The organism is Rhizobium sp. PDO1-076 (assembly GCF_000247475.1).
Lineage (GTDB): Bacteria > Pseudomonadota > Alphaproteobacteria > Rhizobiales > Rhizobiaceae > Allorhizobium.
Genome location: NZ_AHZC01000333.1, coordinates 60,514 through 84,325, shown reverse-complemented (window position 1 = coordinate 84,325; position 23,812 = coordinate 60,514). Strand labels below are relative to the sequence as shown.

The following is a 23,812-nucleotide window of genomic DNA, read 5'->3' as shown; positions in this document are numbered from 1 at the left end:
GCCAACGCCCCAAGAAGACCCGCGGTTAAGGCACGCCCTGACAGCATTCTTTAACAGACAACCCGAGATCCAATTCATCCCATGACGCTGCATGTCCCGTCGCGCGACCTCGAAACCAAACAGATCGATCACAACGACTCGATCAGAGCTGCCTATTTCACGATCGAGGAGTTGCACGAAAGTGCGGCAGCCCTCGCGCGCGACGGCGCCAACGAATTGCCCAGTCTGACTGATTTCGACTTTTTTGCCCGCCACAAGGAAAACGAGCGGGAAATCCTGCGCGTCTACCGGGCGACAGCGGCCGATGTCGAGGCCGGGGCAACGATCACGCCGGCGGCGGAATGGCTGCTCGACAACCACTACGTCATCGAAGAGGCGATCCAGGAAGTCCGCCGCGACTTCCCGAAGAAATTCTATCGGCAACTGCCGACGATGAAGATCGGCAATCGCGAAATCCCGCGAACCATGGCGATGGCGTGGCTCTACGTCGCCCATACCCATTCGACCGTCTCGCAGGAAAGCATGACCGCACTGGTCGAGGGCTTCCAGCTGCACCAGACGCTCGAGATCGGTGAACTCTGGGCGCTGCCATCGATCGTCCGCTTCGTTCTCGTCGAAAATCTGCGCCGCATTGCCACCCGCGTGGATCGCTCGCGTCGCATGCGCCGCAAGGCCAACGAAGTCGCGGACGAGATCGTCCGCCTGAACGATCCGGTCACCGCCGCGGAATATCTGCGCCAGATCGAGCCGCTGGCCGACGACAATACCTTTGCCACCCAGTTCCTCTACCGCCTGCGCAACGGCTCGCAGAATACCAGCTTTGCCGTGACCTGGCTGGAGGACCGCCTGGAAGCCGCCGGTCGCACCGCCCAGGAGGCGATGGACGCCGAGCACAACCGCCTGTCCTCTGGCAATGTCACGATGGGCAACATCGTTCGTGGCCTGCGCGAGATCGACGACAAGGAATGGTCGGTCTGGGTCGAGGAAGTCTGCCACGTCGACAAGGTTCTCGGCCAGCATACCGACTATCGGGAGCTCGATTTCGGCTCGCGCAATGCCTACCGCAACACGATTGAAAAGCTTGCGCGTCGCTCCGACCGCTCCGAGATCGAAATCGCCCAGACCGCGATCGATCTGGCGACGGAAAATGCGCGCGCGACAGGCGACGTCCTGGATGTCGGAAGTTATTTCGTCGGCGCGCGTCGGCTGGAGCTCGAAGAGACGATCGGCTACAGCCGTCCATTGTCGCGTATCATCGCCGATGGCATCAAGCAGCTGAATTGGCTGTCGATCACCATTCCGGTCATCGGCCTGACGATAGCAGCCCTTTGGGTCATCGGCCACTTCCTGGTGCTCGCCGGCCTGTCGACACCACTGATCCTGCTGCTGCTCGCCATGGTCTCGTTGCCCGTCTCCGAAGGCGCGACCGGCCTGTTCAACACGCTGGTGACTTTCTTCGTCAAGCCGACCCGCTTGACCGGCTACGAGTTCAAGGACGGAATTCCGACGGAAGCACGCACCCTTGTGGTCGTGCCCTGCCTGATCTCCAAGCGCGACGATGTCGATGAACTGATCCGCAATATGGAAGTCCACTATCTGACCAATCCGCACGGCGAGATCTATTTCTCTCTGCTCAGCGACTGGAAGGACAGCCAGGTCGAAGAAACGATCGCCGATCTCGAGGTGCTGGACTACGCCAAGCGCGAAGTGGCGCAGCTCAGCGCCCGCTATGCAACCGACGGCAAGACCCGTTTTTATCTGCTGCATCGCCGCCGCCTCTACAATCCGGCCGAAGGCGCCTGGATGGGCTGGGAGCGCAAGCGCGGCAAGCTGCACGAACTTAACCTGTTGTTGCGCGGCGACCGTGACACCTCGTATCTGCCAGGCGCCAACATGGTGCCGGACAACGTCCAGTATGTGATGACCCTCGATGCCGACACGCGCCTGATGCGCGATGCCGTCACCAAGCTCGTCGGCAAGATGCACCATCCGATCAACCGGCCGGTGCACGACGAAAAATCGGGCCGCGTGATCAGCGGCTACGGCGTGCTGCAGCCGCGTGTCACACCGTCGCTGACCACCGGCAAGGATGCCTCGGTCTTCCAGCGCATCTTTTCGATGAACCGCGGCGTGGATCCTTATGTCTTCACCGTTTCCGACGTCTATCAGGACATTACCGGCGAAGGCTCGTTCACCGGCAAGGGCCTCTATCATGTCGACGCCTTTGAGCGCGCGCTCAAAGGCCGCATCGATGAAAACACCGTGCTCAGCCACGACCTTCTCGAAGGCTCGATGGCGCGTTGCGCCCTCGTCACCGACGTCGAACTGGTCGAGGACTTCCCGACCCGCTACGAAGTCGAGATCTCCCGCCAGCATCGCTGGGCCCGCGGCGATTGGCAGCTCCTCTCCTATATCGGCGACCCGGCCCGCGGCATCACCGCCCTTGCCCGCTGGAAGATGATCGACAACCTGCGTCGTTCGCTGACCCCGATCGCCTGGTTCATGGCATCGGTTCTCGGCTGGGCGACGATGGATCCCGTCGGCGCCACCATCTGGCAGCTTGTCCTGATCTTCAGCCTGTTCGTCGCGCCGACGCTCTCGCTTCTCTCCGGCATCGTGCCGCGCCAGACCGACATCGTTCCGGCCGCCCATTTCCAGACCCTCTGGTCGGAAATCCGTTCGATCAATGCCCAGGTCGCCCTGCGCATCGTCTTCATCGCCGACCAGGCCTGCATGATGGTCGACGCCATCGCCCGTTCGCTCTACCGCATGACGGTCAGCCGCAAGCTGCTCCTGGAATGGCGCACCGCCTCAAGCGTGCAGTCAGCCGCCCAGGGCTCCATCGGCTCCTACTACGACTCGATGCGTCATGCGCCGATCCTCGCCGTCCTGTCGGTCGGCGTCGCGGCGCTGCCCGGTGGCTATGGCTATCTGATCGGCCTGCCCTTCGCATGTCTCTGGGTGCTCTCGCCGCTGCTCGCCTGGTATGTCAGCCAGTCGGCCGAAACCGAAGACAGTCTTGAAGTTCCCGAACATGTCGCTATCGAACTGCGCAAGATTGCCCGCCGCACCTGGCGCTATTTCGAGACTTTCGTCACGGCCGGCGACAACTACCTGCCGCCGGACAATTTCCAGGAAACGCCGGAGCCGGTCGTTGCCCATCGCACCTCGCCGACCAATATCGGTGTCTATCTTCTCTCCGTCGTGTCGGCCCGCCATTTCGGCTGGTTGAGCTTCGAGCAGACGATCGAGCGCCTGGAGCAGACGATCGCCACCATCGAGCGCATGGACAAGTATCGCGGACACCTGTTCAACTGGTACCACACCGATACGCTGCAGACGCTTGGCCCTCGCTACATCTCGGCGGTCGACAGCGGCAATCTCGCCGGCCACCTGATCGCCATCTCATCCGCATGTCGTGAATGGGCCGAAGCACCCTCTGCCCATCTGCAGGGCAATCTCGACGGCATCGGCGATGTCGGCGGCATCCTCTTGGAAGTCCTCGCCCAGTTGCCGGACGACCGCAAGACTGTTCGCCCGCTCCGCCGTCGCCTGGAAGAGCGCATTGTCGGCTTCAACACGGCGCTTGCCGCCGTCAAGCGCGAGCACGAATTCGCCTCGATCCGCACCATCAACCTGGCGGTGCTTGCCCGCGACATCCAGAAGCTGGCAGCAAACCTGCATCACGAGGTCCGCTCCGACCAGAGCATCGAGGTGATCCGCTGGACGGAATCGCTGGTCGCCGTCTGCGAGGCCCACATTTCCGACACGGCCTTTGACCTGTCGAACATCGATCCGATCCGCCAGCGCCTCTCGCAACTCTGCGAAAGCGCCCGCGGCATCGCGTTTTCGATGGATTTCAGCTTCCTGTTCCGCCCCGAACGCCGCCTGCTGTCGATCGGCTACCGTGTCGATGGCCGTGAACTCGACGAAGCCTGCTACGACCTGCTGGCCTCCGAATGCCGCCTGACCAGCCTGTTTGCCATCGCCAAGGGTGACCTTCCGACCGAACACTGGTACCGCCTCGGCCGCCAGGTCGTGCCGATCGGCGCCCGCGCGGCGCTGATCTCCTGGTCCGGCTCGATGTTCGAATATCTGATGCCGCCGCTCGTCATGCAAGAGCGCCAGGGTGGCATCCTCAACCAGACCAACAATCTGGTTGTCATCGAGCAGATGAACCATGGCCGGCGTCTGAACATTCCCTGGGGTATTTCGGAAGCGGCCTTCAACGCCCGCGACCATGAGATGAACTACCAGTATACCAACTTCGGCGTTCCGACGCTGGGCCTCAAGCGCGGTCTCGGCCAGAACGCCGTCATCGCGCCCTATGCCTCGATCCTCGCCAGCCAGTATTATCCCGAAGCATCGCTGGAAAACCTCGAACGCCTGCGCAAGCTTGGCGCATTGGGCGCTTACGGCTATCACGATGCCGTCGATTTCACCCCGACCCGCCTGCCCGACGGCAAGAAATGCGCGGTGGTGTACAACTACTATGCCCACCACCATGGCATGTCGATCGCCGCCGTTGCCAACGTCGCCTTCAACGGCCGCTTGCGTACCCTCTTCCACGCCGATCCGGTGATCGAGGCGGCCGAACTGCTGCTTCAGGAAAAGGCCCCGCGCGAAATCCCGGTAATGAGCGCGAAATACGAGCCGCAGACCCCCGGCAAGGGCCAGGCCGATCTGTTGCGCGCCGAAATCCGCACCATCAACGATCCGGCCTCAAAGGACCGCGAAGTCGCCTTCCTGTCCAACGGACACTACTCGGTCATGCTGACGGCAACAGGGACCGGTTTCTCGCGCTGGAACGGCCAGTCCGTTTCCCGCTGGAAGGCCGATCCGACCGAAGATCGCTGGGGCACCTTCATCTTCCTGCGCGACACAGCATCCAGCCAGTGGTGGTCGGCCACGGCAACGCCCCGTCGCGCCGAAGACGAGAAATCCAAGGTTATCTTCGGCGACGACAAGGCCGAATTCTTCAAGACGGTCGGCGAGATCTCGACCACGGTCGAATGCATCGTCGCAACCGAGCATGACGCCGAAGGCCGTCGCCTGACGATCCTCAACACCGGCACCGAAGACCGCTTCATCGAAGTCACGTCCTATCTCGAGCCCGTCCTGGGTTACGACGATGCCGACAATGCCCATCCGCTGTTTTCGCGCATGTTCGTCAAGACCGAGATCGGCAAGCGTGGCGACGTCATTCGCGCCGAGCGCAACAAGCGCAGCCCGGACGATCCGGATATCTGCGTCGCCCACCTGATCGTCGACAATGCCGGACCGGGCCGCCCGACGGAATTCGAAACCGATCGCCGCGCCTTCCTCGGCCGGGGCCGAAGCCTCGCAGAAGCCGCAGCCTTCGATCCGGGTGCCACGCTGTCGGGTACCGATGGCTACACGCTCGATCCGATCCTCAGCCTGCGCCGCGTCGTTCGTGTCCCCGCCGGCAAGAAGGTCTCGGTAATCTTCTGGACGATCGCGGCCCCGAATCGTGAGGAAATCGACAAGGCGATCGACCGCTACCGCCACCCGGATGCCTTCAGCCATGAACTGATCCATGCCTGGACCCGCGTACAGGTCGAGTTGCGCCATATCGGCATCACCTCGCAGCAGGCCGCAGCCTTCCAGCATCTCGGCCGCTACCTGGTCTATCCCGACACGCATCTGCGGGCCGATCCGGAGACAGTGCGCACCGGCCAACGTTCGCAGTCGGCGCTCTGGCCGATGGCGATTTCGGGCGACTTCCCGATCTTTGCGCTGCGCATCAACGATGACATGGACATCGAGATCGCCCGCGAAGCCCTGAGTGCGCTGGAGTATCTGCGTCGCCGCGGGCTGGTGATCGACTTGGCAATCGTCAACGAACGCGCCACGTCCTATGCGCAGGACATGCAGCATGCGCTGGATCAGCTGGCGGAAAACCTGCGCCATCGTCTGCCGGATGGCGCCGGTCGCCAGCATGTCTTCACTGTGCGCAACGATCTCAACGACGAGACCGCAACCCAGGCCCTTCTCGGCGCTGCACGCGTCGTGCTGCATGCCCGAAACGGCAAGATCGTCGATCAGGTCAATCGCGCCGTGTCACTGTTTGCCACGCCGCGTGTACCCGATGGCGCCGAACCGGAATGGCCCGGCATCATCCCTGCCCTGCCGGCCCCGGTCGACAGCGCAGCCAGGCTCCCCGATGGCGGCGATCTCGACTTCTGGAACGGCTTCGGTGGCTTCTCCAGGGACGGCGGCGAGTATGTCGTGCGCCTGGCGGCCGGTTCGGCCACGCCGCAGCCGTGGATCAACGTCATCACCAACGAGCAGTTCGGCTTCCATGTCGCAGCAGAAGGCCCCGGCTTCACCTGGAGCCAGAACTCACGCGATTACCAACTGACCCCCTGGACCAACGATCCCGTCACCAACCGCCCGGGCGAGGCCTTCTATGTCGCCGACCTGGAAAGTGGCCGTACCTACGCACCCGTCAGTGCCTTGAACCTCGACAACACTGCGACCTACGAGACGCGTCATGGCCAAGGCTACTCCGTCTTTGCCAGCACGCATGACAATCTGGAAATCGAACTGACCCAGACAGTCGATCGGGAACGCCCGGTCAAGCTGTCCCGGCTTGTCCTGCGCAACACCGGCACGGAATCGCGGACTTTCCGCGTCTATGGTTATGCGGAATGGATCCTCGGCAACAACGGCCAGAAGACCGCGCCCTTCGTGCTGTCGACCTATGACGAGGAGACTGGCGCGCTTCTGGCGAGCAACCCCTTCGACATCAACTATCCGGGTCGTTTTGCCTTCCTCGCCGGCCCCTCGGCGCCGGTCGGCCACACGTCCAGCCGCCGCGAATTCATCGGCCGTCATGGCACGATCAAGCTGCCGCAAGCCTTGGCCCGGACCGCCAAATTGTCCGGTTCGATCGAAACCGAAAGCGATCCGTGCGCGGCACTCGCCTTCGATATCGACATCGGCGCCGGCCAGCAGCGTGACCTGACCTTCCTGCTCGGGGAAACCGACACGGCCGAAAAGGCGACAGCATTGGTCACGGCCATGCGCGGCGTCGATTTCGACAGCGTGCTGGAGGCCAATCGCAGCTTCTGGAACGGCTTTACCGGCCAGTTGCAGGTCTCGACTGGCGACAAGGCCTTCGATCATCTCGTCAATCGGTGGCTGCCCTATCAGGCGCTGGCATGCCGTATTTTCGCCCGTGCCGGCTTCTACCAGGCAAGCGGCGCCTTCGGCTTTCGTGACCAGTTGCAGGACACGCTGGCCTTCCTGCTCCAGCAGCCATCGCTGGCCCGCAAGCAGATCCTCAATGCCGCCGCCCGCCAGTTCATCGAAGGCGACGTGCAGCATTGGTGGCTGCCGCAAACCGAGGCCGGCGTGCGCACGCATATCTCCGACGACGTCGTCTGGCTGGGCTATGCCATCGACCAGTATGTCTCCGCCACGGGTGACACGGCCATTCTGGACGAAAAGATCGCGTTCATCGAAGGACCGGAACTGCGCATGTCGCAGCACGATGCCTTCTTCCAGCCGACCCGCTCGGAAGAACAGGCTGACCTCTACGAACATGCCGCCCGTGCGCTGGATCTCGCGATTACCCGCACCGGCGAACATAACCTGCCGCTGATCCTCGGCGGCGACTGGAATGACGGCATGAACCGCGTCGGCGCCAAGGGCCAGGGCGAAAGCATCTGGCTCGGCTGGTTCCTCGCCGCCACGCTCAAGGCCTTCCTGCCTTATGCCGAAGCGCGCAAGGATACCGCCCGCAGCGAACGCTGGGCCGCCCATATCGACACGCTGAAGGCAGCGCTCGAAACGGCGGGCTGGGACGGCGAATACTATCGTCGTGGCTATTTCGACGACGGCACGCCGCTCGGCTCGGACGCATCGCTGGAATGCCGCATCGATTCGATCGCGCAGTCCTGGAGCGTTCTGTCGGGCGTGGGCCAGCCGGACCATGTCGAAAAGGCGCTCGATGCGGCCGTATCCAAGCTGATCGATGACGAAGGTGGCATTGTCCGCCTGTTCACCCCGCCTTTCGACAAGGCACCTGTCGATCCGGGTTATATCAAGGCTTATCCGCCGGGTGTGCGCGAAAACGGTGGCCAGTATACCCATGCGGCCATCTGGCTGGGTCTGGCGCTGGCAAAAGCCGGCCGCACCCGTGATGCCTGGCGCGTGTTCGGCCTGCTCAACCCGATCAACCATGCGCTTGATGCCGAAGCTGCCGAACGCTACCGCGTCGAACCCTATGCCGTCGCCGCCGATATCTACGGTGGCGAGGCCTATGTCGGCCGTGGCGGCTGGACATGGTACACGGGCTCGGCCGGCTGGCTCTATCGCTTCGCCGTCGAAGGCCTGCTCGGGATCAGCCGCAAGGGCAGCCAGCTCTTCGTCAATCCGGCTCTGCCTGACCACTGGAACGGTTTCGAAGCCAATGTGACCCTTGATGGCCGCACCGTGGCGATCGCCGTCACGCGCGCAGACAAGGGCGCCTACGCGATCACCGTCGATGGCAAGAAGGTTGCAAGCCCGGAAAAGGGCGTCAAGCTCGGCAAGGCGAAGTGATCTTCGCCTGAAGTCTTCAGACTGAACGAAAGAAGCCCCGCCGATCGCTCGGCGGGGCTTCTTTTATTCTGCAATCCCAAACGGAATGTCAGGCGCCGTAGACGATCAGCAAATCCTTGGCATCGATCTGGTCGCCGGTGCGCACCAGAACTTCAGCAATTGTGCCATCCTTTTCCGCATGCAGTGCGGTTTCCATCTTCATCGCTTCGATCGACACCAGCACATCGCCCGACTTGACCGTCTGGCCGGCGGTGACTGCAACGGTGGAGATAACACCCGGCATCGGTGCGCCGAGATGCGCCGCATTGCCGGCTTCCGCCTTGCGACGAACGGCACTGGAGGCACCACGATTGCGATCAGGAACCTTGATCGGCCGCGGCTGGCCATTCAACTCGAAGAACACCTTGACCATGCCCTTCTCGTCAACTTCGGCCTGCGCCTGGTTGAGCACGACCAGGGTCTTGCCCTTCTCGATGTCGGCAAACAGCTCTTCGCCCGAAGCCAGACCGTAGAAATAGGCCGGCGTCGGCAGAACACTGACAGGACCATAGGTATCGGCCGCCAGCGCATAGTCGGTGAAAACCTTCGGATACATCAGATAGGAAGCAAACTCGAAGTCATCGACCTTGCGCTCGAGTTTGTCCTCGATCGCCTTGCGCTCTGCCACGAGATCCGCTTCCTCCAGCAGGGAGCCTGGAACCGCCGTATAGGGCTTTTCACCTTTCAGCGCCTTCTTCTGCAGGCCTTCCGGCCAGCCGCCCGGAGGCTGACCAAGATCGCCCTTCAGCATCGACACGACCGATTCCGGAAAGGAAACGTCCTTGGCCGGATTGACCACATCGGCTACTGTCAGGTCCTGGCTGACCATCATCAGCGCCATGTCGCCGACGACCTTCGACGACGGCGTCACCTTGACGATATCACCGAACATCTGGTTGGCATCGGCATAGGTCTGCGCTACCTCGTGCCAGCGGGTCTCCAGACCCAGCGAGCGCGCCTGCTCCTTGAGATTGGTGAACTGGCCGCCGGGCATCTCATGCAGATAGACCTCGGATGCGGGTCCCTTGAGATCGCTTTCGAAAGCCGCATACTGGTGGCGGACCGCTTCCCAGTAGAAGGAAATCCGGCGGATCCATTCCGGATCGAGATCCGGGTCGCGTTCCGTGCCGCGCAGGGCCTCGACGATCGAGCCAAGGCAAGGCTGTGAGGTATTGCCCGACAGGGCGTCCATCGCCGCATCGACGACATCGACACCGGATTCGACGGCCGCAAGCACGGTTGCAGCAGCAATGCCGGATGTATCATGGGTGTGGAAGTGGATCGGCAGGTCTGTCGCCTCGCGCAGCGCCTTGAACAGCACACGCGCCGCAGCCGGCTTCAGCAGGCCGGCCATGTCCTTGACCGCAATGATATGCGCACCCGCCTTATCGAGTTCGGCGGCAAGCGACGTGTAATATTTCAAATCGTATTTCGGACGCGCCGAATTGAGGATGTCGCCGGTGTAGCAGATCGCCGCTTCGCAGATCTTGTTCTCTTCGGCCACCGCATCCATCGAAACGCGCATGTTTTCCACCCAGTTCAGGCAGTCGAACACACGGAACACATCGATACCGCCGGCTGCCGCCTGACGGACGAAATACTTCACCACATTGTCAGGATAGTTCTTGTAGCCGACGCCGTTTGCGCCACGAAGCAGCATCTGCAGCAGGAGATTCGGCGCATCTTCACGAACCTTCGCCAGCCGTTCCCAAGGATCTTCCGTCAGGAAGCGCATGGAAACGTCGAAGGTGGCACCACCCCAGCATTCCAGCGAAAACAGGTTCGGCAGTGCGCGCGCATAGGTCCCTGCGATGCGGGCGATATCATAGGTGCGCATACGGGTCGCCAGCAGTGACTGGTGGCCGTCACGCATTGTCGTGTCGGTCACAAGAATACGGTTCTGCGCCCGTACCCATTCACCGAACTTCTTCGGACCGAGTTCGTCCAGCTTCTGCTTCGTGCCCGGACGAATATCGCCCGGCGTGAACGGCACCACCGGCTCGGCGATTTCCTTAGACGGCTTCGGCCGGCCCTTGGCTTCCGGATGGCCGTTGACGGTCACGTCGGCGAGATAGGTCAACAGCTTGGTCGCACGGTCCTGGCGCTTGACCTGCTGGAACAGTTCCGGCGTCGTGTCGATGAAACGCGTCGTGTACGTGTTGTCCCTGAATTTCTCGTGCGTGATGATCGCCTCGAGGAAGGTCAGGTTTGTGGCAACGCCACGGATGCGGAATTCGCGCAGCGCCCGGTGCATGCGGGCAATCGTCTCTTCCGGGCTCGGCGACCACGCGGTGACCTTCTCCAGAAGCGGATCATAGAACCGGGTAATGACCGCACCGGAATAGGCCGTGCCACCGTCCAGGCGGATGCCGAAACCGGTCGCGCCGCGATAGGCGGTGATGCGGCCATAGTCGGGAATGAAGTTCTGCTCCGGGTCTTCCGTGGTGATGCGGCACTGCAGCGCATGACCGTTGAGCTTGATGTCTTCTTGGCGCGGCACGCCCGATTCCGGTGTGCCGATGGCGTAGCCATCGAGAATGTGGATCTGCGCCTTGACGATATCGATGCCGGTCACGACCTCGGTCACGGTATGCTCGACCTGGATACGCGGATTGACCTCGATGAAGTAGAACTTGCCGGTATCCATATCCATCAGATACTCGACCGTCCCGGCGCCGACATAGTTCGTCGCCTTGGCAATCTTCGTCGAATAGTTCGCCAGTTCCTGCCGCTGCGCTTCGCTCAGATAAGGAGCCGGAGCACGCTCGACGACTTTCTGGTTGCGGCGCTGGACGGAGCAGTCGCGCTCGAACAGATGCACGACATTGCCATGGGTATCTCCGAGAACCTGGCTTTCGACGTGGCGGGCCCGCTCGACCAGCTTTTCCAGGTAGACTTCGTCCTTGCCGAAAGCGGCCATCGCCTCGCGCTTGGCTTCAGTGACTTCCCTCGCCAGATCCTTCGGATCTCGGATGGCGCGCATGCCGCGCCCGCCGCCGCCCCAGGAGGCCTTCAACATCACCGGATAGCCGATCTCCTCGGCCATCCTGGCGACGACCGCCATATCGTCCGGCAGCGGCTCGGTCGCCGGGACCACCGGCACGTCGATCTCGATCGCAAGGTTGCGTGCCGCCACCTTGTTGCCGAGTCGGCGCATGGTATCGGCACGGGGGCCGATAAAAATGATACCTGCATCGTTACAGGCGTCTACAAATTCAGGACTTTCCGACAGCAGCCCATAGCCTGGATGGATGGCATCGGCACCCGACAGCTTGGCGACGCGGATCACTTCCTCGATGGAGAGATAGCTTTCGATCGGTCCAAGATCACGGGCCAGATGTGGGCCGCGACCAACCTGGTAACTCTCGTCCGCTTTGAAGCGATGGAGAGCCAGTTTGTCCTCCTCCGCCCAGATCGCAACCGTTTTTATGCCCAGTTCGTTTGCGGCGCGAAACACGCGGATTGCAATTTCGGAACGGTTGGCGACAAGGATCTTGGATATTGGCAATTCGGTCTCCCCAAAACGATATGCCAGGGCATTGTGCACCTGCGAAGAAAATTCATAGCGCGTTGTTTTAGGAAGTTCAATTTACCTTGAGCGGCTATCTGAAATTTGCCGTCGTCCTCAGGTTACCAGCCCGAGCCGGAAGGCAAGCGCCACGACATGCTGCCTGTTCTTAGCGTTCAGCTTGTCCTGGATACCGTTCATGTACCAATCCACCGTGTGATTGGAGATTTTCAGGATCTTGCTGATCTCGTTCGAGGTCAGGCCATCGGCCAGATAGCTGAGCACTTCCATCTCCCGTCGGGTCATTCGCGCGTCGATCGCCTTCGCAGAATCCACATCCCCTTCCCGGGTCAGTTCAAGCAACCGCCAGAAGGCCTTTTTTGCCACCGCGTCGAACAGGCTGATTTCGATCGGCGACAGATCGATCGGCTTTCCGCCGACGGTCATGTTGCCGAGCAGACCGGTCCGGCCATGCACCGGAAAGATGTAACCGTCGAGCAGGCCGAAACGCATGCCGTCCATCAACATGCGCTCCATGCGCTTGCGATGCGGATCGGCACGGAAAGCATGAGCCGTGTCACGCCAACGAAAGCCCGACTGCGCTTGCGACAGATAACGGATGGTCGGATCGATCAGCACATATTTCTTGGCAATATAAATCTGCGGCCAGCCCTCCGGCCAGCGCCCGCACAGCACAAGCTCCAGCGGATTTTCGTCAGGCTTTGGTTGCCGCACCAGCCCGTAATAGTCGAATCCATAAGCGGCAACGAGTTTTTCCAGCTCTTCCACGACCTCGGTCGCTGACCTGCATTCATCCGCGACGACCAAAAAATGCAATAGCTGGTTAATATTCACCCAGACCCCCTGAATAACTGTGTGCTTATAAAATCACGAAAAAGCCACGAGGCTCGTCATTCTGAATGAACCAACGCAATATGAACAAATATTATCATATTGCGTTAGGAGGGTATTAAAAATCGACCACAAAATTTCGTAGGGCTTGCATGAAACGGATCATCCGGTTTCTGCCGGTACATCGGCTACTGCGAGTATCGCCAGCCTGCTGGGATCGCCTCTGCCCGGATCGCCTCAACCAGTACAGCCATTGCAGGAATCCAGCGCTTTCCTCTTGTCAGACGAAGCGAAAACCGTTTGAAGCAGATCACCACTGAGCATCCATCTGGAGGTAAACGCGATTGTCCCTGATACAGGTATATTTCAAGGCCCTGAAATATCTTGCGACCTATCGGCTGCGTGTGTCCTTTGTTGTGCTCGCAAACGTCGTTCTCGCGGCCATAACCATCATCGAGCCCATTCTGTTCGGCCGCATTATCGATGCGATATCGGAGAAGCGTGACGCGAGCTCGATTTTGATCGCCTGGGGCTGTTTCGGCATTTTCAACACGGTCGCCTATGTGCTCGTTGCCAGACAGGCCGATCGCCTCGCCCATGGCCGCCGCGCCGACCTGCTGACCAAGTCCTTCGGCAAGATCATCTCGATGCCCCTGCGCTGGCATCAGCAACGGGGCACCTCGAACGCCCTGCATACGCTTCTGCGCGCCGGCGAGACGCTGTTCGGCCTCTGGCTCGAATTCATGCGAACCCACCTTGCAACCGCCGTTGCCCTGACGCTGCTGATACCAACCGCATTTTCGATGGATGTTCGCCTGACCTCGGTGCTGATCGTGCTCGCCATTCTGTACGTCATCATCGGCAAGACCGTGATGAACCGCACCAAAGAAGGTCAGGCCTCGGTCGAGAGCCACTATCACACCGTCTTTTCCCACGTCAGCGACTCGATCAGCAACGTTTCGGTGCTGCACAGCTACAACCGCATTGAAGCCGAAACCCGGGCGCTCAAGGAATACACGACGAAACTTCTCGCAGCCCAGTATCCCGTCCTAGACTGGTGGGCGATTGCCGGTGCGTTGAACCGGATCGCCTCGACGCTCTCCATGCTGATCATCCTGGTGATCGGCACGATGTTCGTCCAGAGCGGCCAGCTCAAGGTCGGCGATGTCATCGCCTTTACCGGTTTTGCCGGTCTGCTGATTGCCCGTCTCGACCAGATGATCACCTTCGCCAACCAGATTTTCGAGGCGCGCTCGAAGCTCGAGGACTTCTACCAGCTGGAAGACGCCGTTCAGGACCGCGAGGAATCGATCGGGGCGACGGAACTGAACAATGTGAAAGGCGACGTCGAATTCCGCAATGTGTCCTTCGACTTCGCCTCCACCACCCAGGGCGTGCGCGACGTTTCCTTCCGCGTTCAGGCAGGCCAGACGGTCGCGATCGTCGGCCCGACGGGTGCTGGAAAGACGACGCTGATCAACCTGCTCCAGCGCGTCCACCAGCCGCAATCTGGCCAGATCCTGATCGACGGCCACGACATTGCAAAAATTACCCGCAAGTCGCTGCGTCACGCCATCGCCACGGTCTTCCAGGATGCGGGCCTACTCAACCGCTCGATCAAGGAAAATATCCGCCTTGGCCGCGAGGATGCCAGCGAAGAAGACATCATCAAGGCGGCAGAGGCCGCCGCTGCCACCGATTTCATCGAAAGCCGCATGATCGGCTACGACACAGTTGTCGGCGAGCGTGGCAACCGGTTGTCAGGCGGCGAGCGCCAGCGCATCGCGATTGCGCGCGCCATTTTGAAGAACGCCCCGATCCTGGTGCTCGACGAGGCAACCAGCGCGCTCGACGTCGAAACGGAAGCACGGGTGAAACAGGCGATCGACCGGCTGCGCAAGCACCGCACCACCTTCATCATCGCCCACCGCCTCTCGACCATCCGCGAAGCCGACCTGGTGGTCTTCCTGGATCATGGAAAGATCATCGAGATGGGCAATTACGATCAGTTAAGCGCTCTTGGCGGTCGCTTCACCTCGCTGTTGCGGACCAGCGGCCTGCTGATTGAAGAGACGTCTCCGTCAATCTGATCGTGCCGAGACAGGCAGGAAGTGGGCGTTCAGTCCGCCGTGGTTTGACCTACCAGTCGATCGGCTGGCCATCATAGGCGTAAAAGCAACCGCTCTGTGCGGGCTCCAGCCTGTCGAGCACGGACAGCATCATCATCGCGCTGTCCGTCGGCGGCAGGCGGTCGTGCCCTTTGGCATAGGCAGAAGACAGCCCCGTCTCCACGGACCCCGGATGCAGGCTGACGACAACGGATTTCGGCCTTGTCCGGGCAATCTCGATCGCCGAGGTCCGGACGATCTGGTTCAGCGCCGCCTTGGCCGCGCGATAGGAAATCCAGCCGCCCAGCCTGTTGTCGCCGATCGAGCCGACACGGGCAGAGAGCGCCGCAAACAGGCTTCTGCGATCACTGGCAAGCAGCGGCGAGAAATGTTTCAATACCAGCGCCGGACCGATCGCGTTCACCGCGAACTGCGCCGCCATCGTGTCGGGCCGGATGGCCTTGATCGCCTTTTCCGGCCCCATCTCTTCGATCGTCAAGGCCCCTGTTGCACAGAGGATCAGGTCGAAACGGCCCACGGAACCGGAAAGCCGCACGGCAGCGCCAGCGACACTATCCTCATCCGCAACGTCGAAGCCATCGACACTGCGCGACAGGCGAACCACCTCGCCGCAGCGAGGATCGGCACCCAATACCTCGGCGAAGGCAGACCCAATGCCGCCACTCGCGCCCAGCACAAGTGCCGTATAGCCTGGCTCCAGCGAGGTCATGCCGGTAAAGTCTGCCATGGTCCGCTCCCGATCGACATAGTCTACGGACAACTACGGTGCCGAAAGCGATTCCGGATCACGCGGCACGGGTTTCAGGCCAGAATTTCAAGCGGCCCTCGATAAGACGGCATTTCTCCGGCATCGACGCCCATCAACTGGCAGATCAGGCCGGCAATCTCGGTTTGCGGCAGGACAGTCTCCGCACCCAGCCGAAAGCCGAGCGCATAAAACGGCACATGCGTCTCCTGCGGCGTCGGCCCTGCATGATTGCCGTCGTCGCCCATGCCGTGGTCGGCCGTGACGATGACCTTGTATCCGAGCGCCAGCCAGCCAGGCAGATGCCGCGCCAGCAGATCGCCCTGAACACGCGCGGCGTTGCGATAGCCGACGCTGTCGCCGCCATGGCGGTGACCGGCATCATCGACATTCATCGGATGCAGCAGCAGGAAATCGGGGCTGTGGCTGGAGATCAGCCAATCGGCATCGGCAAACAGATGGCTGTCGGGATAGTGGTCGTCCCAATAGAAGACCCCATGCATGATATCACCGTCGCCATTCACCAGGATACGGTCACGATGGCGGTCGAACGGACACGAAACATAGAGTTCTGACACCCAGTGATAGGCGGCGGCAGCCGTGACCTTGCCTGAAGCCCGACAGCGGGCAAACAGATTGTCGCCCTCGGAACGCCGCACCACGCCATTGCTGACGATGCCGTGCTCCACCGGACGCCGCCCGGTCAACAGCGTCTCATAGAGCGGCCGCGACATCGCCGGCAACTCGCAGGTCAGCTTGCGCACCTCCGCCATGCCCGCCTGCACCAGGCCTTCCATATATCCGAGACAACTGCGGGCCGCGTCATAGCGCAAGCCATCGAGAACGATGAGGATCACTTTTGTCATGGCGCGCAACTTGCCATGACCGGCCGCGAAGGCAAGGGCCAAAATCAACGAGGGGCACCCGTGGCGCCCCTCCCATGATCTTCGATCTGAACCGCTTTTGACGCCGGTAAAAAGACCCAGGCAACTAACGCCAGGCGACAACCGCCTGTGGCTTGAGAACGGCCTCGCCGAGCGCAAGCTTTGCGCTGGCGGGAACCGCCCAGTCCTCGGTGCCATAGTTGAAGGCAAAGGTCAGGTCGCCGCGACGACGGATGCGGATGTGATCCGGCACCGCCAGGGTGGAGAGACCAGCCCTTTCCGCCGCAAGCGTCAGAACGCTCGCCAGCAAGGCCTCATCGGCCCAGCAGGCGAGATAGAGCATCCGGTCCTTCTCGGTCAGCGCCGGATCGCCGCCCGCAAAGCGGGCGAGAACAGTGGCGGACGTCTCCAGATATTCGCGCCAGCGGATACCGGCACCGGAAACAGCGCCCGAAACCGCATCCGAAAGTCCCGGCCGCAGCGTCGAGACCTGGATGACACGATTGCCGGTTCGCGCCCCGAGCGGACCCGGCGGCAGGTTTTCCGGAATGACAAAATTCCTGTCGCGCGAACCCGTACGCGCCCCGATCAGCACATGGCCGGTCGCCTTTTCCAGCGCCGACTGGGTCGCCGTGTCGACCTCGGTCATGCAGGGAACGACAACCAGCGCGTAGCCCTCCAGCGACGCGCCCGGCCGGACGAAATCGATGTCGAGACCGAGACGGCGCAGACCCTCGTACCAGCGGAAGCACAGTTCCTCGTAGCGGAAGTCCTTGCCCTGCGGCTGGATCATCGTCGTCCAGTAGCTCTGGTAGTCGAACACCAGCGCAACTGATGCCCTGCCCGTCTCCGGCAGAGGCCCGAGCGCCTTCAACTCTTCGGCCACCTGAAGCACCTCGATCCCGCCCGGCGACAGCTCGTCGAGACCGGCGAGGTTGAGACCGGCATGCATCTGCTCTTGCGCAAACGGTGCCTGGCGCCAGCGGAAATAGCTGACGACGTCGGCGCCATGCGCCAGCGCTTCAAAGGTCCAGAGCCGCACCATGCCCGGCTTCGGCACCGGGTTCCAGGGCGCCCAGTTGACCGGTCCCGGCTGCTGCTCCATCACCCAGAAACGGCCCTTGCCGACAGCGCGGTAGAGATCGTGGTGGTAGGGCGCGATATCCGGATGCGAGGTTTCCGCCCAGCGATTGCGCTCGTCTTCCGAGAAGGGAAACTTCTCGACGAAACCGATCGGATAACTGTCCCAGGACGCCAGATCGAGATTGTCGCCAACCTTGAAGTGGTCGAAATCCGAAACGAAGCCCATGAAATTATGGGTGATCCAGCGCCCCGGCGAATGTTTGCGGATGATCTCGCACTGCATCTTGTCATAGGCCGCGACCTGGTCCGAATGGAAGCGCCAGAAATCGAGCCTTGTGGCCGGGTTGGGCTCCGTCACCGTCAGGTTCGGCAGCATGACCTCGTCGAAGCTCGCAAGCTCCATCGACCAGAACACGGAGCCCCAGGCTTCGTTAAGCTGGTCCGTCGACTGGTAGCGCAACCTCAGCCAGCGCTTGAAGCTCTTCAGGTCTTCACCCCCCCAGGACACCGTCGTGTCATGGCAGCCATATTCATTGTCCGTCTGCCAGCCGACGAGACCCGGATGATTGCCGTAGCGCGCGGCCACGATCTCGACGATGCGCGCACTCTCGCGCCACCAGGTCTCGGACGAAAACGTGTAGTGCCGGCGCGAGCCGAAGCCGCGAACCTTGCCGTCTTCATCATAGGGCAGAATGTCCGGATGCTCGTCGACCAGCCATTTCGGCGGCGTTGCCGTCGGCGTGCCGAGCACGATCTTCAGACCGGCCTTGGTCAGAATATCCATCGACCGGTCGAGCCAGCCGAAGTCGAATGTATCGCGCGAAGGCTCAAGCCGCGACCAGGCGAACTCGCCGATCCGAACGAAAGAAATGCCAAGCTCGACCATGCGCCGGGCGTCATCAGTCCAGCGTGTTTCGTCCCAGTGTTCCGGATAGTAACATACGCCCAGCATTATCGCGTGAGATCCCCGTTGATGACGGCCATGCCATCCTTGTTGAACAGATGGCAGGCCTTGGTATTGATGCCGATCTTCAGCCTGTCGCCCGGCTTTTCGCGCGCCAGGCCATCGGCCTTCAGCGACAGTTCCGATCCATCGGCCAGCGTGACGAAGAACAGCGTCTCGGAGCCGAGATATTCGGCAAGGTTCACTGTGCTTTCGAGCACGACGTCACCCTTGCCCGTCGCATCGATATGCTCGGGGCGGATACCGAAGGTCATCTCGCCGGCGGGCACCGTCACGCCGTGTGTTGGTATGGAGATCTCGGCACCGGGCAGACCAACCAAAACCGCGCCATCGGTGACCGAGACCTGCACCTTGAGAAAGTTCATCTTCGGCGACCCGATGAAACCGGCAACGAAGAGATTGTTCGGCCGGTGGTAGAGTTCGAGCGGCGAACCGACTTGCTCGATCTTTCCGGCCGAAAGCACGACGATCTTGTCGGCCATCGTCATCGCCTCGACCTGATCATGCGTGACATAGATCATCGTCGACTTCAGGTCCTGATGCAGCTTCGACAACTCGCCGCGCATCTGCACGCGCAAAGCCGCATCGAGATTGGACAAAGGCTCGTCGAACAGGAAGACTTCCGGATTGCGCACGATCGCGCGGCCGATCGCCACGCGCTGGCGCTGGCCACCCGAAAGCTGGCCGGGCTTGCGCTCCAGCAATGGCTCGAGCTGCAGCATCTTGGCGGCAACAGCCGTCCGCTCCGCGATCATCTCCTTGGAGTGACCGGTCATGCGCAAACCAAAGCCGATATTCTCTGCCACCGTCATATGCGGATAAAGCGCATAGGACTGGAACACCATGGCGACGCCGCGCTCGGACGGGCCGACCTTGGTCATGTCCTGGCCGCCGATCGCCAGCGAGCCGGAAGTGATCTCCTCGAGACCGGCGATCATCCGGAGCAGCGTGGACTTGCCGCAGCCGGACGGGCCGACAAAGACGCAGAACTCGCCATCCTCGACGTCGAGATCGACGCCCTTGATGACGCTGAGCGCGCCGAACTGTTTCTTGACGTCGCGCAGGCGCACATCAGACATGGGTCTTGCCTCCCTTGAAAGGTTCGAGTTCGAGGAGCAGCGCGCTTTCCGGCATCAGCATCGGCAGTGGCAGGCCGGCAAGGCTGGTGCTCGACAACTGGAAGCTGATCTCGCCGGCCAACAGTTTCGTCTGCCCCTCGGAGATACGGATGAATTGCGGTGCGGCCGGAAGCACATTGGCGATCCGCCACGTGCCACCGAACTCCGTGATGCTGTCGGGCAGCCTGAGCGGTGCTGGCTGTTCGCCGACCATCTGCGGCCCCTGCGCCACGATCACGACGATCTTCTCAGCGCTGGCCGCACCCCAGACATAACGTCCATCGATCGGCTCCAGCCGGAACGCGGCACCCGGCGCATGCAACAGACCGCGCAAGCGCTTGTAGGCCTCGATATAGACCTTGAGTTCCGACCGTTCGTCTTCGGTCAGTTCCAGCGGATTGAGTTCAACGCCGAGATGATAGGCGATCGCGACAAGCGCGCGGAAAGACAGCGTATGGCGCCGCCCAGTCTGGTGGTTCGGCGAGGCCGAGATATGGCTTCCGAGGATTTCCGGCGGCACGAAAACCGAGGCGCCGCGCTGGATTTCCAGCCGCTCCAGCGCATCGGTGCAATCCGAGGTCCAGACGCGGTGGGTGCGCGCCAGCGCGCCATAATCGATACGGCCGCCACCGGACGCACAGCTTTCGATCTCGACATTCGGATGTGCCGTGCGGACCCGGTCCATCAACGCATAGACGGCACGCGTCTGCGCGGCGATCTTCGCCTTGCCATCACGCCCGCCCGCATGGGTGAGGTCCCGGTTCATGTCCCACTTCACATAGGATACGGCATGATGGGCCAGAACCGCATCGATCTTGCCGAACAGGTAGTCCGACACTTCCGGCCGCGTCAGGTCGAGCACCAGCTGGGTGCGCGATTCAAGCAGCGGACGCCCCTCGATCTGCAGCGCCCAGTCCGGATGCGCCTTGTAGAGTTCGGACACCGGGTTGACCATTTCCGGCTCAAACCAGATGCCGAACTGCATGCCGAGACCCGTCACATGATCGACCAGCGGCTTCAAGCCATCGGGATACTTGCGCGCATCGATGTCCCAGTCGCCGAGACTGGTCGTGTCATTGTCGCGCTTGCCGAACCAGCCGTCGTCGAGCACGAAACGCTCGATGCCAAGCTCGGCCGCGGCCGTCGCCTGGGCCTTCAGCGAACCCATCTGGTGGTCGAAATAATTGCCTTCCCAGGTGTTCAGCGTCACCGGACGCGGACTCATCCTGCCGCCTGGCCATTGGGTCAGCTCGTCACGAACGAAGGCGTGGAAATCCTGGCTGTCGGCACCCGCATAGGCAATCGGGCTCTTGTAGCTCTCGCCCGGTTGCAAAACGATCTCGCCCGGCTCGAACAATTCACCCAGATGCACCAGCCGCTGGCCGTCGTCGGTGCGATCGATGACCATCTGGTGATTGCCGCTCCAGCCGAGCGTCACGCCGAAGACCTGGGTTTCGCTCTCGATAAACAGCATCGGGAAACGGTCATGCGAGGTCCGGCCGCGCCGGCTTTCCTGGATCCAGGTGCCATTGCCGAGCAATTCGCGGCGCGTCTGGAACTCGCGGCCCCAGATGCCGGTAAAGCTCATCAACTGCACATCGCCGGCGGGCGCAAGGAAGGTCGCGGCCATGCAGCGGTCGAGCTGGTAATCGCCATCGCCCAGATTGGTCAGTTCCGTCGCCATCGAGATCAGGCCGGACGCATGGGCGGAGAGCGCAATGGTGATGCCGAGCTTTGCCACCATGTCGGCGCCGTTCAAAACGGTGCGGTTGCCGTCGCGCTCGACCGACCAGCCGCCGAACTGCGCGACGAAATCGCGCCCTGCCCGATGCCCTGAAATTGCTGGCCAGCCGAAGAAGCCCATGCCGCCGGTTGGCAGCAAAACCGATGTCGGCACGGCGATATCCATACCGTTCACGCGGCTGGAACGTTCGATGTCGAACAGCGGATCGACCTCGACCGGGACCGTGCCGAAGGATAGGATTTCCGGCATGCCAAGATCAGGCAGGCGCAGGCTGAGCGCAAGCTGGCCAGAGTCAACTGTGACAATTTCATCGACGGTTACGATTTCACTCATCCCTTGGTGGCTCCAAGCGTCAGGCCGGCAATGAAATGCCGTTGCATCAGGAAGAACATGGCGACCGGTGGCAGCGCCGCGACAATCGAGCCGGCGGAAACCAGATGCCAGGCTGCGACCCACTGTCCGTTCAGCGAATAAAGACCCGCAGTCACCGGCATCGCATGCTGGCCTTGGACCAGCACGGTGGCCCAGAAGTAGTCGTTCCACACGAAAGTGAAGACCAGAACCGAAAGCGCCGCGATTGCCGGCCGCATCAGCGGCAGCACGATATGACGGAAGATCCGCCATTCCGACACGCCCTCGACGCGCGCCGATTCGATCAGCGCGAACGGCAGACCCTTGATGAAATTGCGCATGAACAGCGTGCAGAAACCGGTCTGGAAGGCGACATGAAAGAGCACGAGGCCCATCGTCGTGTCGTAAAGGCCGGCCCTGAGCGTCATATCGCGCACCGGGACCATCAGAATCTGGAACGGAATGAAATTGCCGGCGACGAACAGGAAGAACAGCACGAGGTTGCTCTTGAACCTGTAGACCGCCAGCGCAAAGCCGGTCAGGCACGACAGCGCCACCGCGCCGATCACGGTCGGGATCGTCACCTTGAACGAATTCAGGATGTACCAGCCGATCGGTGAATCGCGGAATACGGCGGTATAGTTCTCGACCCCGGCAAAGGCCGACGGAATGCCGAAATAATTGCCGGCCGCCAGGTCGCCCGCCGGGCGCACCGAGGTGATCGCCACCCCGATCAGCGGCAGCAGCCAGAGAAAGAGCGCCACCGGCAGCAGGATCTTGTAGCCGGTCTGGACGAAGCGCGAGGCTTTTTCGATGGGTGTCGGGAACATCAGGCGTTCCTTTCCTGGCGCAGCATGCGCACGATGAACAGCGAGATGAAGATCATCATGATCAGGAACAGGACGACGGCGATTGCCGCGCCATAGCCCATGCGGAAACCGTATTCCGACAGCGCCTGCTCATACATGAAATAGGACAGCACCTGGCTGGAACCGTAGGGACCGCCGGCAGTCATGACCGAGACGAGGTCGAAGGAACGCAGCGAGCCGATCACGGTCACCACCATGGCGATGAAGGTTGCCGGTCCGAGCTGCGGCAGGATGATGTTCCACAAAAGCTTGACGCCCTTGGCCCCGTCCATGCGGGCGGCTTCCACCTGCTCGGGATTGATGTTGTTGAGACCCGTCAGATAGAGGATCATGCAATAGGCCGTCTGCGGCCAGAGACCGGCAACGATGATGCCGTAGGTGACGAATCGCTCGTCGGCGAGCACGGCGATTTGCTCGCCCGTCAGCCATTCCGTCAGCTTGGAGAACAGACCGAAATCCGGCGCATAGAACCAGGTGAACATCAGGCCGACGACGACCTGGCTGATCACGAAGGGAAAGAAGAACAGTGACTTGTAGAGCCGGATACCGGTGACCGTCTGGTTGAGGAACAGCGCGGCCGCAAGACCCGCCGGGATCGACAGCAGATAGAGCACCAGCCAGATCAGGTTGTTCTTCAGGGCGACATAGAACGTGTCGTCGTCGAGCAGTTCGACATAGTTGTCGAACCCGATCCAGACCTGTTCACCCAGCCCGTCCCAATCGTGGAAGCTGATCCAGATGGACTGGAAGATCGGCACCAGGACATAGATCACGAACATCAGCATGCCCGGCGCGAGAAACAGCCAGGGCGCAAGCTTCTGCTGGTTCTTCTTCCAGAAGCTGGATGAGGGGGAGACGGCGTTGCTCACGGCGGCACCTTTGGAAACGGGAAGGGAATAGCAGCCGGATGCCGAAAACAACGAGGTCGACGGCACCCGGCGCGGGAGGACCTTGGTCC

General features: G+C 61.5%; 11 protein-coding genes. 2 read left to right on the top strand and 9 right to left on the bottom strand.

Annotation, left to right across the window (positions count from 1 at the left end):
* Window positions 1-81 precede the first annotated feature (81 nt).
* Window positions 82-8,568: a GH36-type glycosyl hydrolase domain-containing protein gene (locus PDO_RS16640; RefSeq protein WP_007604365.1), complete on the top strand. Its 8,487-nt coding sequence runs from the start codon at window positions 82-84 to the stop codon at window positions 8,566-8,568.
* An 88-nt stretch (window positions 8,569-8,656) separates the two neighbouring features.
* Here PDO_RS16640 and pyc read toward each other — a convergent pair whose 3' ends face one another.
* Together pyc and PDO_RS16630 are read right to left on the bottom strand one after the other, a co-directional pair.
* Window positions 8,657-12,115, bottom strand: a complete 3,459-nt coding sequence (pyc, locus tag PDO_RS16635) for a pyruvate carboxylase (RefSeq protein WP_007604364.1) — start codon at window positions 12,113-12,115, stop codon at window positions 8,657-8,659.
* 117 nt (window positions 12,116-12,232) lie between these two features.
* Window positions 12,233-12,970: a LuxR family transcriptional regulator gene (locus PDO_RS16630; RefSeq protein WP_007604362.1), complete on the bottom strand. Its 738-nt coding sequence runs from the start codon at window positions 12,968-12,970 to the stop codon at window positions 12,233-12,235.
* A gap of 341 nt (window positions 12,971-13,311) precedes the next feature.
* On the opposite strand from PDO_RS16630, the gene PDO_RS16625 reads away from it, so the two are divergent.
* Window positions 13,312-15,057, top strand: coding sequence for a glucan ABC transporter ATP-binding protein/ permease (locus tag PDO_RS16625; protein ID WP_007604360.1), 1,746 nt, complete (start codon window positions 13,312-13,314; stop codon window positions 15,055-15,057).
* A gap of 49 nt (window positions 15,058-15,106) precedes the next feature.
* Here PDO_RS16625 and PDO_RS16620 read toward each other — a convergent pair whose 3' ends face one another.
* From PDO_RS16620 to PDO_RS16590, 7 genes are all read right to left on the bottom strand, one after another.
* On the bottom strand, window positions 15,107-15,823 hold the full coding sequence (locus tag PDO_RS16620) for an SDR family NAD(P)-dependent oxidoreductase (RefSeq protein WP_007604358.1): 717 nt from the start codon (window positions 15,821-15,823) through the stop codon (window positions 15,107-15,109).
* Between the two features lie 74 nt (window positions 15,824-15,897).
* Window positions 15,898-16,707, bottom strand: a complete 810-nt coding sequence (locus PDO_RS16615; RefSeq protein WP_007604357.1) for an alkaline phosphatase family protein — start codon at window positions 16,705-16,707, stop codon at window positions 15,898-15,900.
* 124 nt (window positions 16,708-16,831) lie between these two features.
* Window positions 16,832-18,760, bottom strand: coding sequence for a beta-galactosidase (locus tag PDO_RS16610; protein ID WP_007604356.1), 1,929 nt, complete (start codon window positions 18,758-18,760; stop codon window positions 16,832-16,834).
* Complete coding sequence (locus PDO_RS16605; protein ID WP_007604355.1) at window positions 18,760-19,851, bottom strand: ABC transporter ATP-binding protein; 1,092 nt, start codon at window positions 19,849-19,851, stop codon at window positions 18,760-18,762. The genes PDO_RS16610 and PDO_RS16605 overlap by 1 nt, the downstream gene beginning before the upstream one ends.
* Window positions 19,844-21,967 carry an alpha-galactosidase gene (locus tag PDO_RS16600; protein ID WP_007604353.1) on the bottom strand — a complete coding sequence of 708 codons (2,124 nt, stop codon included), beginning with the start codon at window positions 21,965-21,967 and terminating at the stop codon, window positions 19,844-19,846. Before PDO_RS16600 ends, PDO_RS16605 begins: the two co-directional genes overlap by 8 nt.
* A complete protein-coding gene (locus tag PDO_RS16595; RefSeq protein WP_007604350.1) occupies window positions 21,964-22,815 on the bottom strand; it encodes a carbohydrate ABC transporter permease in 852 nt (283 codons plus the stop codon). Before PDO_RS16595 ends, PDO_RS16600 begins: the two co-directional genes overlap by 4 nt.
* A complete protein-coding gene (locus PDO_RS16590; protein ID WP_007604348.1) occupies window positions 22,815-23,723 on the bottom strand; it encodes a carbohydrate ABC transporter permease in 909 nt (302 codons plus the stop codon). The genes PDO_RS16595 and PDO_RS16590 overlap by 1 nt, the downstream gene beginning before the upstream one ends.
* Window positions 23,724-23,812: the final 89 nt, after the last annotated feature.

What these genes read in the sequence shown, in the direction of transcription:
- PDO_RS16610 (WP_007604356.1), bottom strand. Translation starts at nt 18,760, where the DNA reads ATGCTGGGCGTATGTTACTATCCGGAACACTGGGACGAAACACGCTGG.
- PDO_RS16620 (WP_007604358.1), bottom strand. Translation starts at nt 15,823, where the DNA reads ATGGCAGACTTTACCGGCATGACCTCGCTGGAGCCAGGCTATACGGCA.
- PDO_RS16640 (WP_007604365.1), top strand. Translation starts at nt 82, where the DNA reads ATGACGCTGCATGTCCCGTCGCGCGACCTCGAAACCAAACAGATCGAT.
- PDO_RS16595 (WP_007604350.1), bottom strand. Translation starts at nt 22,815, where the DNA reads ATGTTCCCGACACCCATCGAAAAAGCCTCGCGCTTCGTCCAGACCGGC.
- PDO_RS16615 (WP_007604357.1), bottom strand. Translation starts at nt 16,707, where the DNA reads ATGACAAAAGTGATCCTCATCGTTCTCGATGGCTTGCGCTATGACGCG.
- PDO_RS16605 (WP_007604355.1), bottom strand. Translation starts at nt 19,851, where the DNA reads ATGTCTGATGTGCGCCTGCGCGACGTCAAGAAACAGTTCGGCGCGCTC.
- PDO_RS16600 (WP_007604353.1), bottom strand. Translation starts at nt 21,967, where the DNA reads ATGAGTGAAATCGTAACCGTCGATGAAATTGTCACAGTTGACTCTGGC.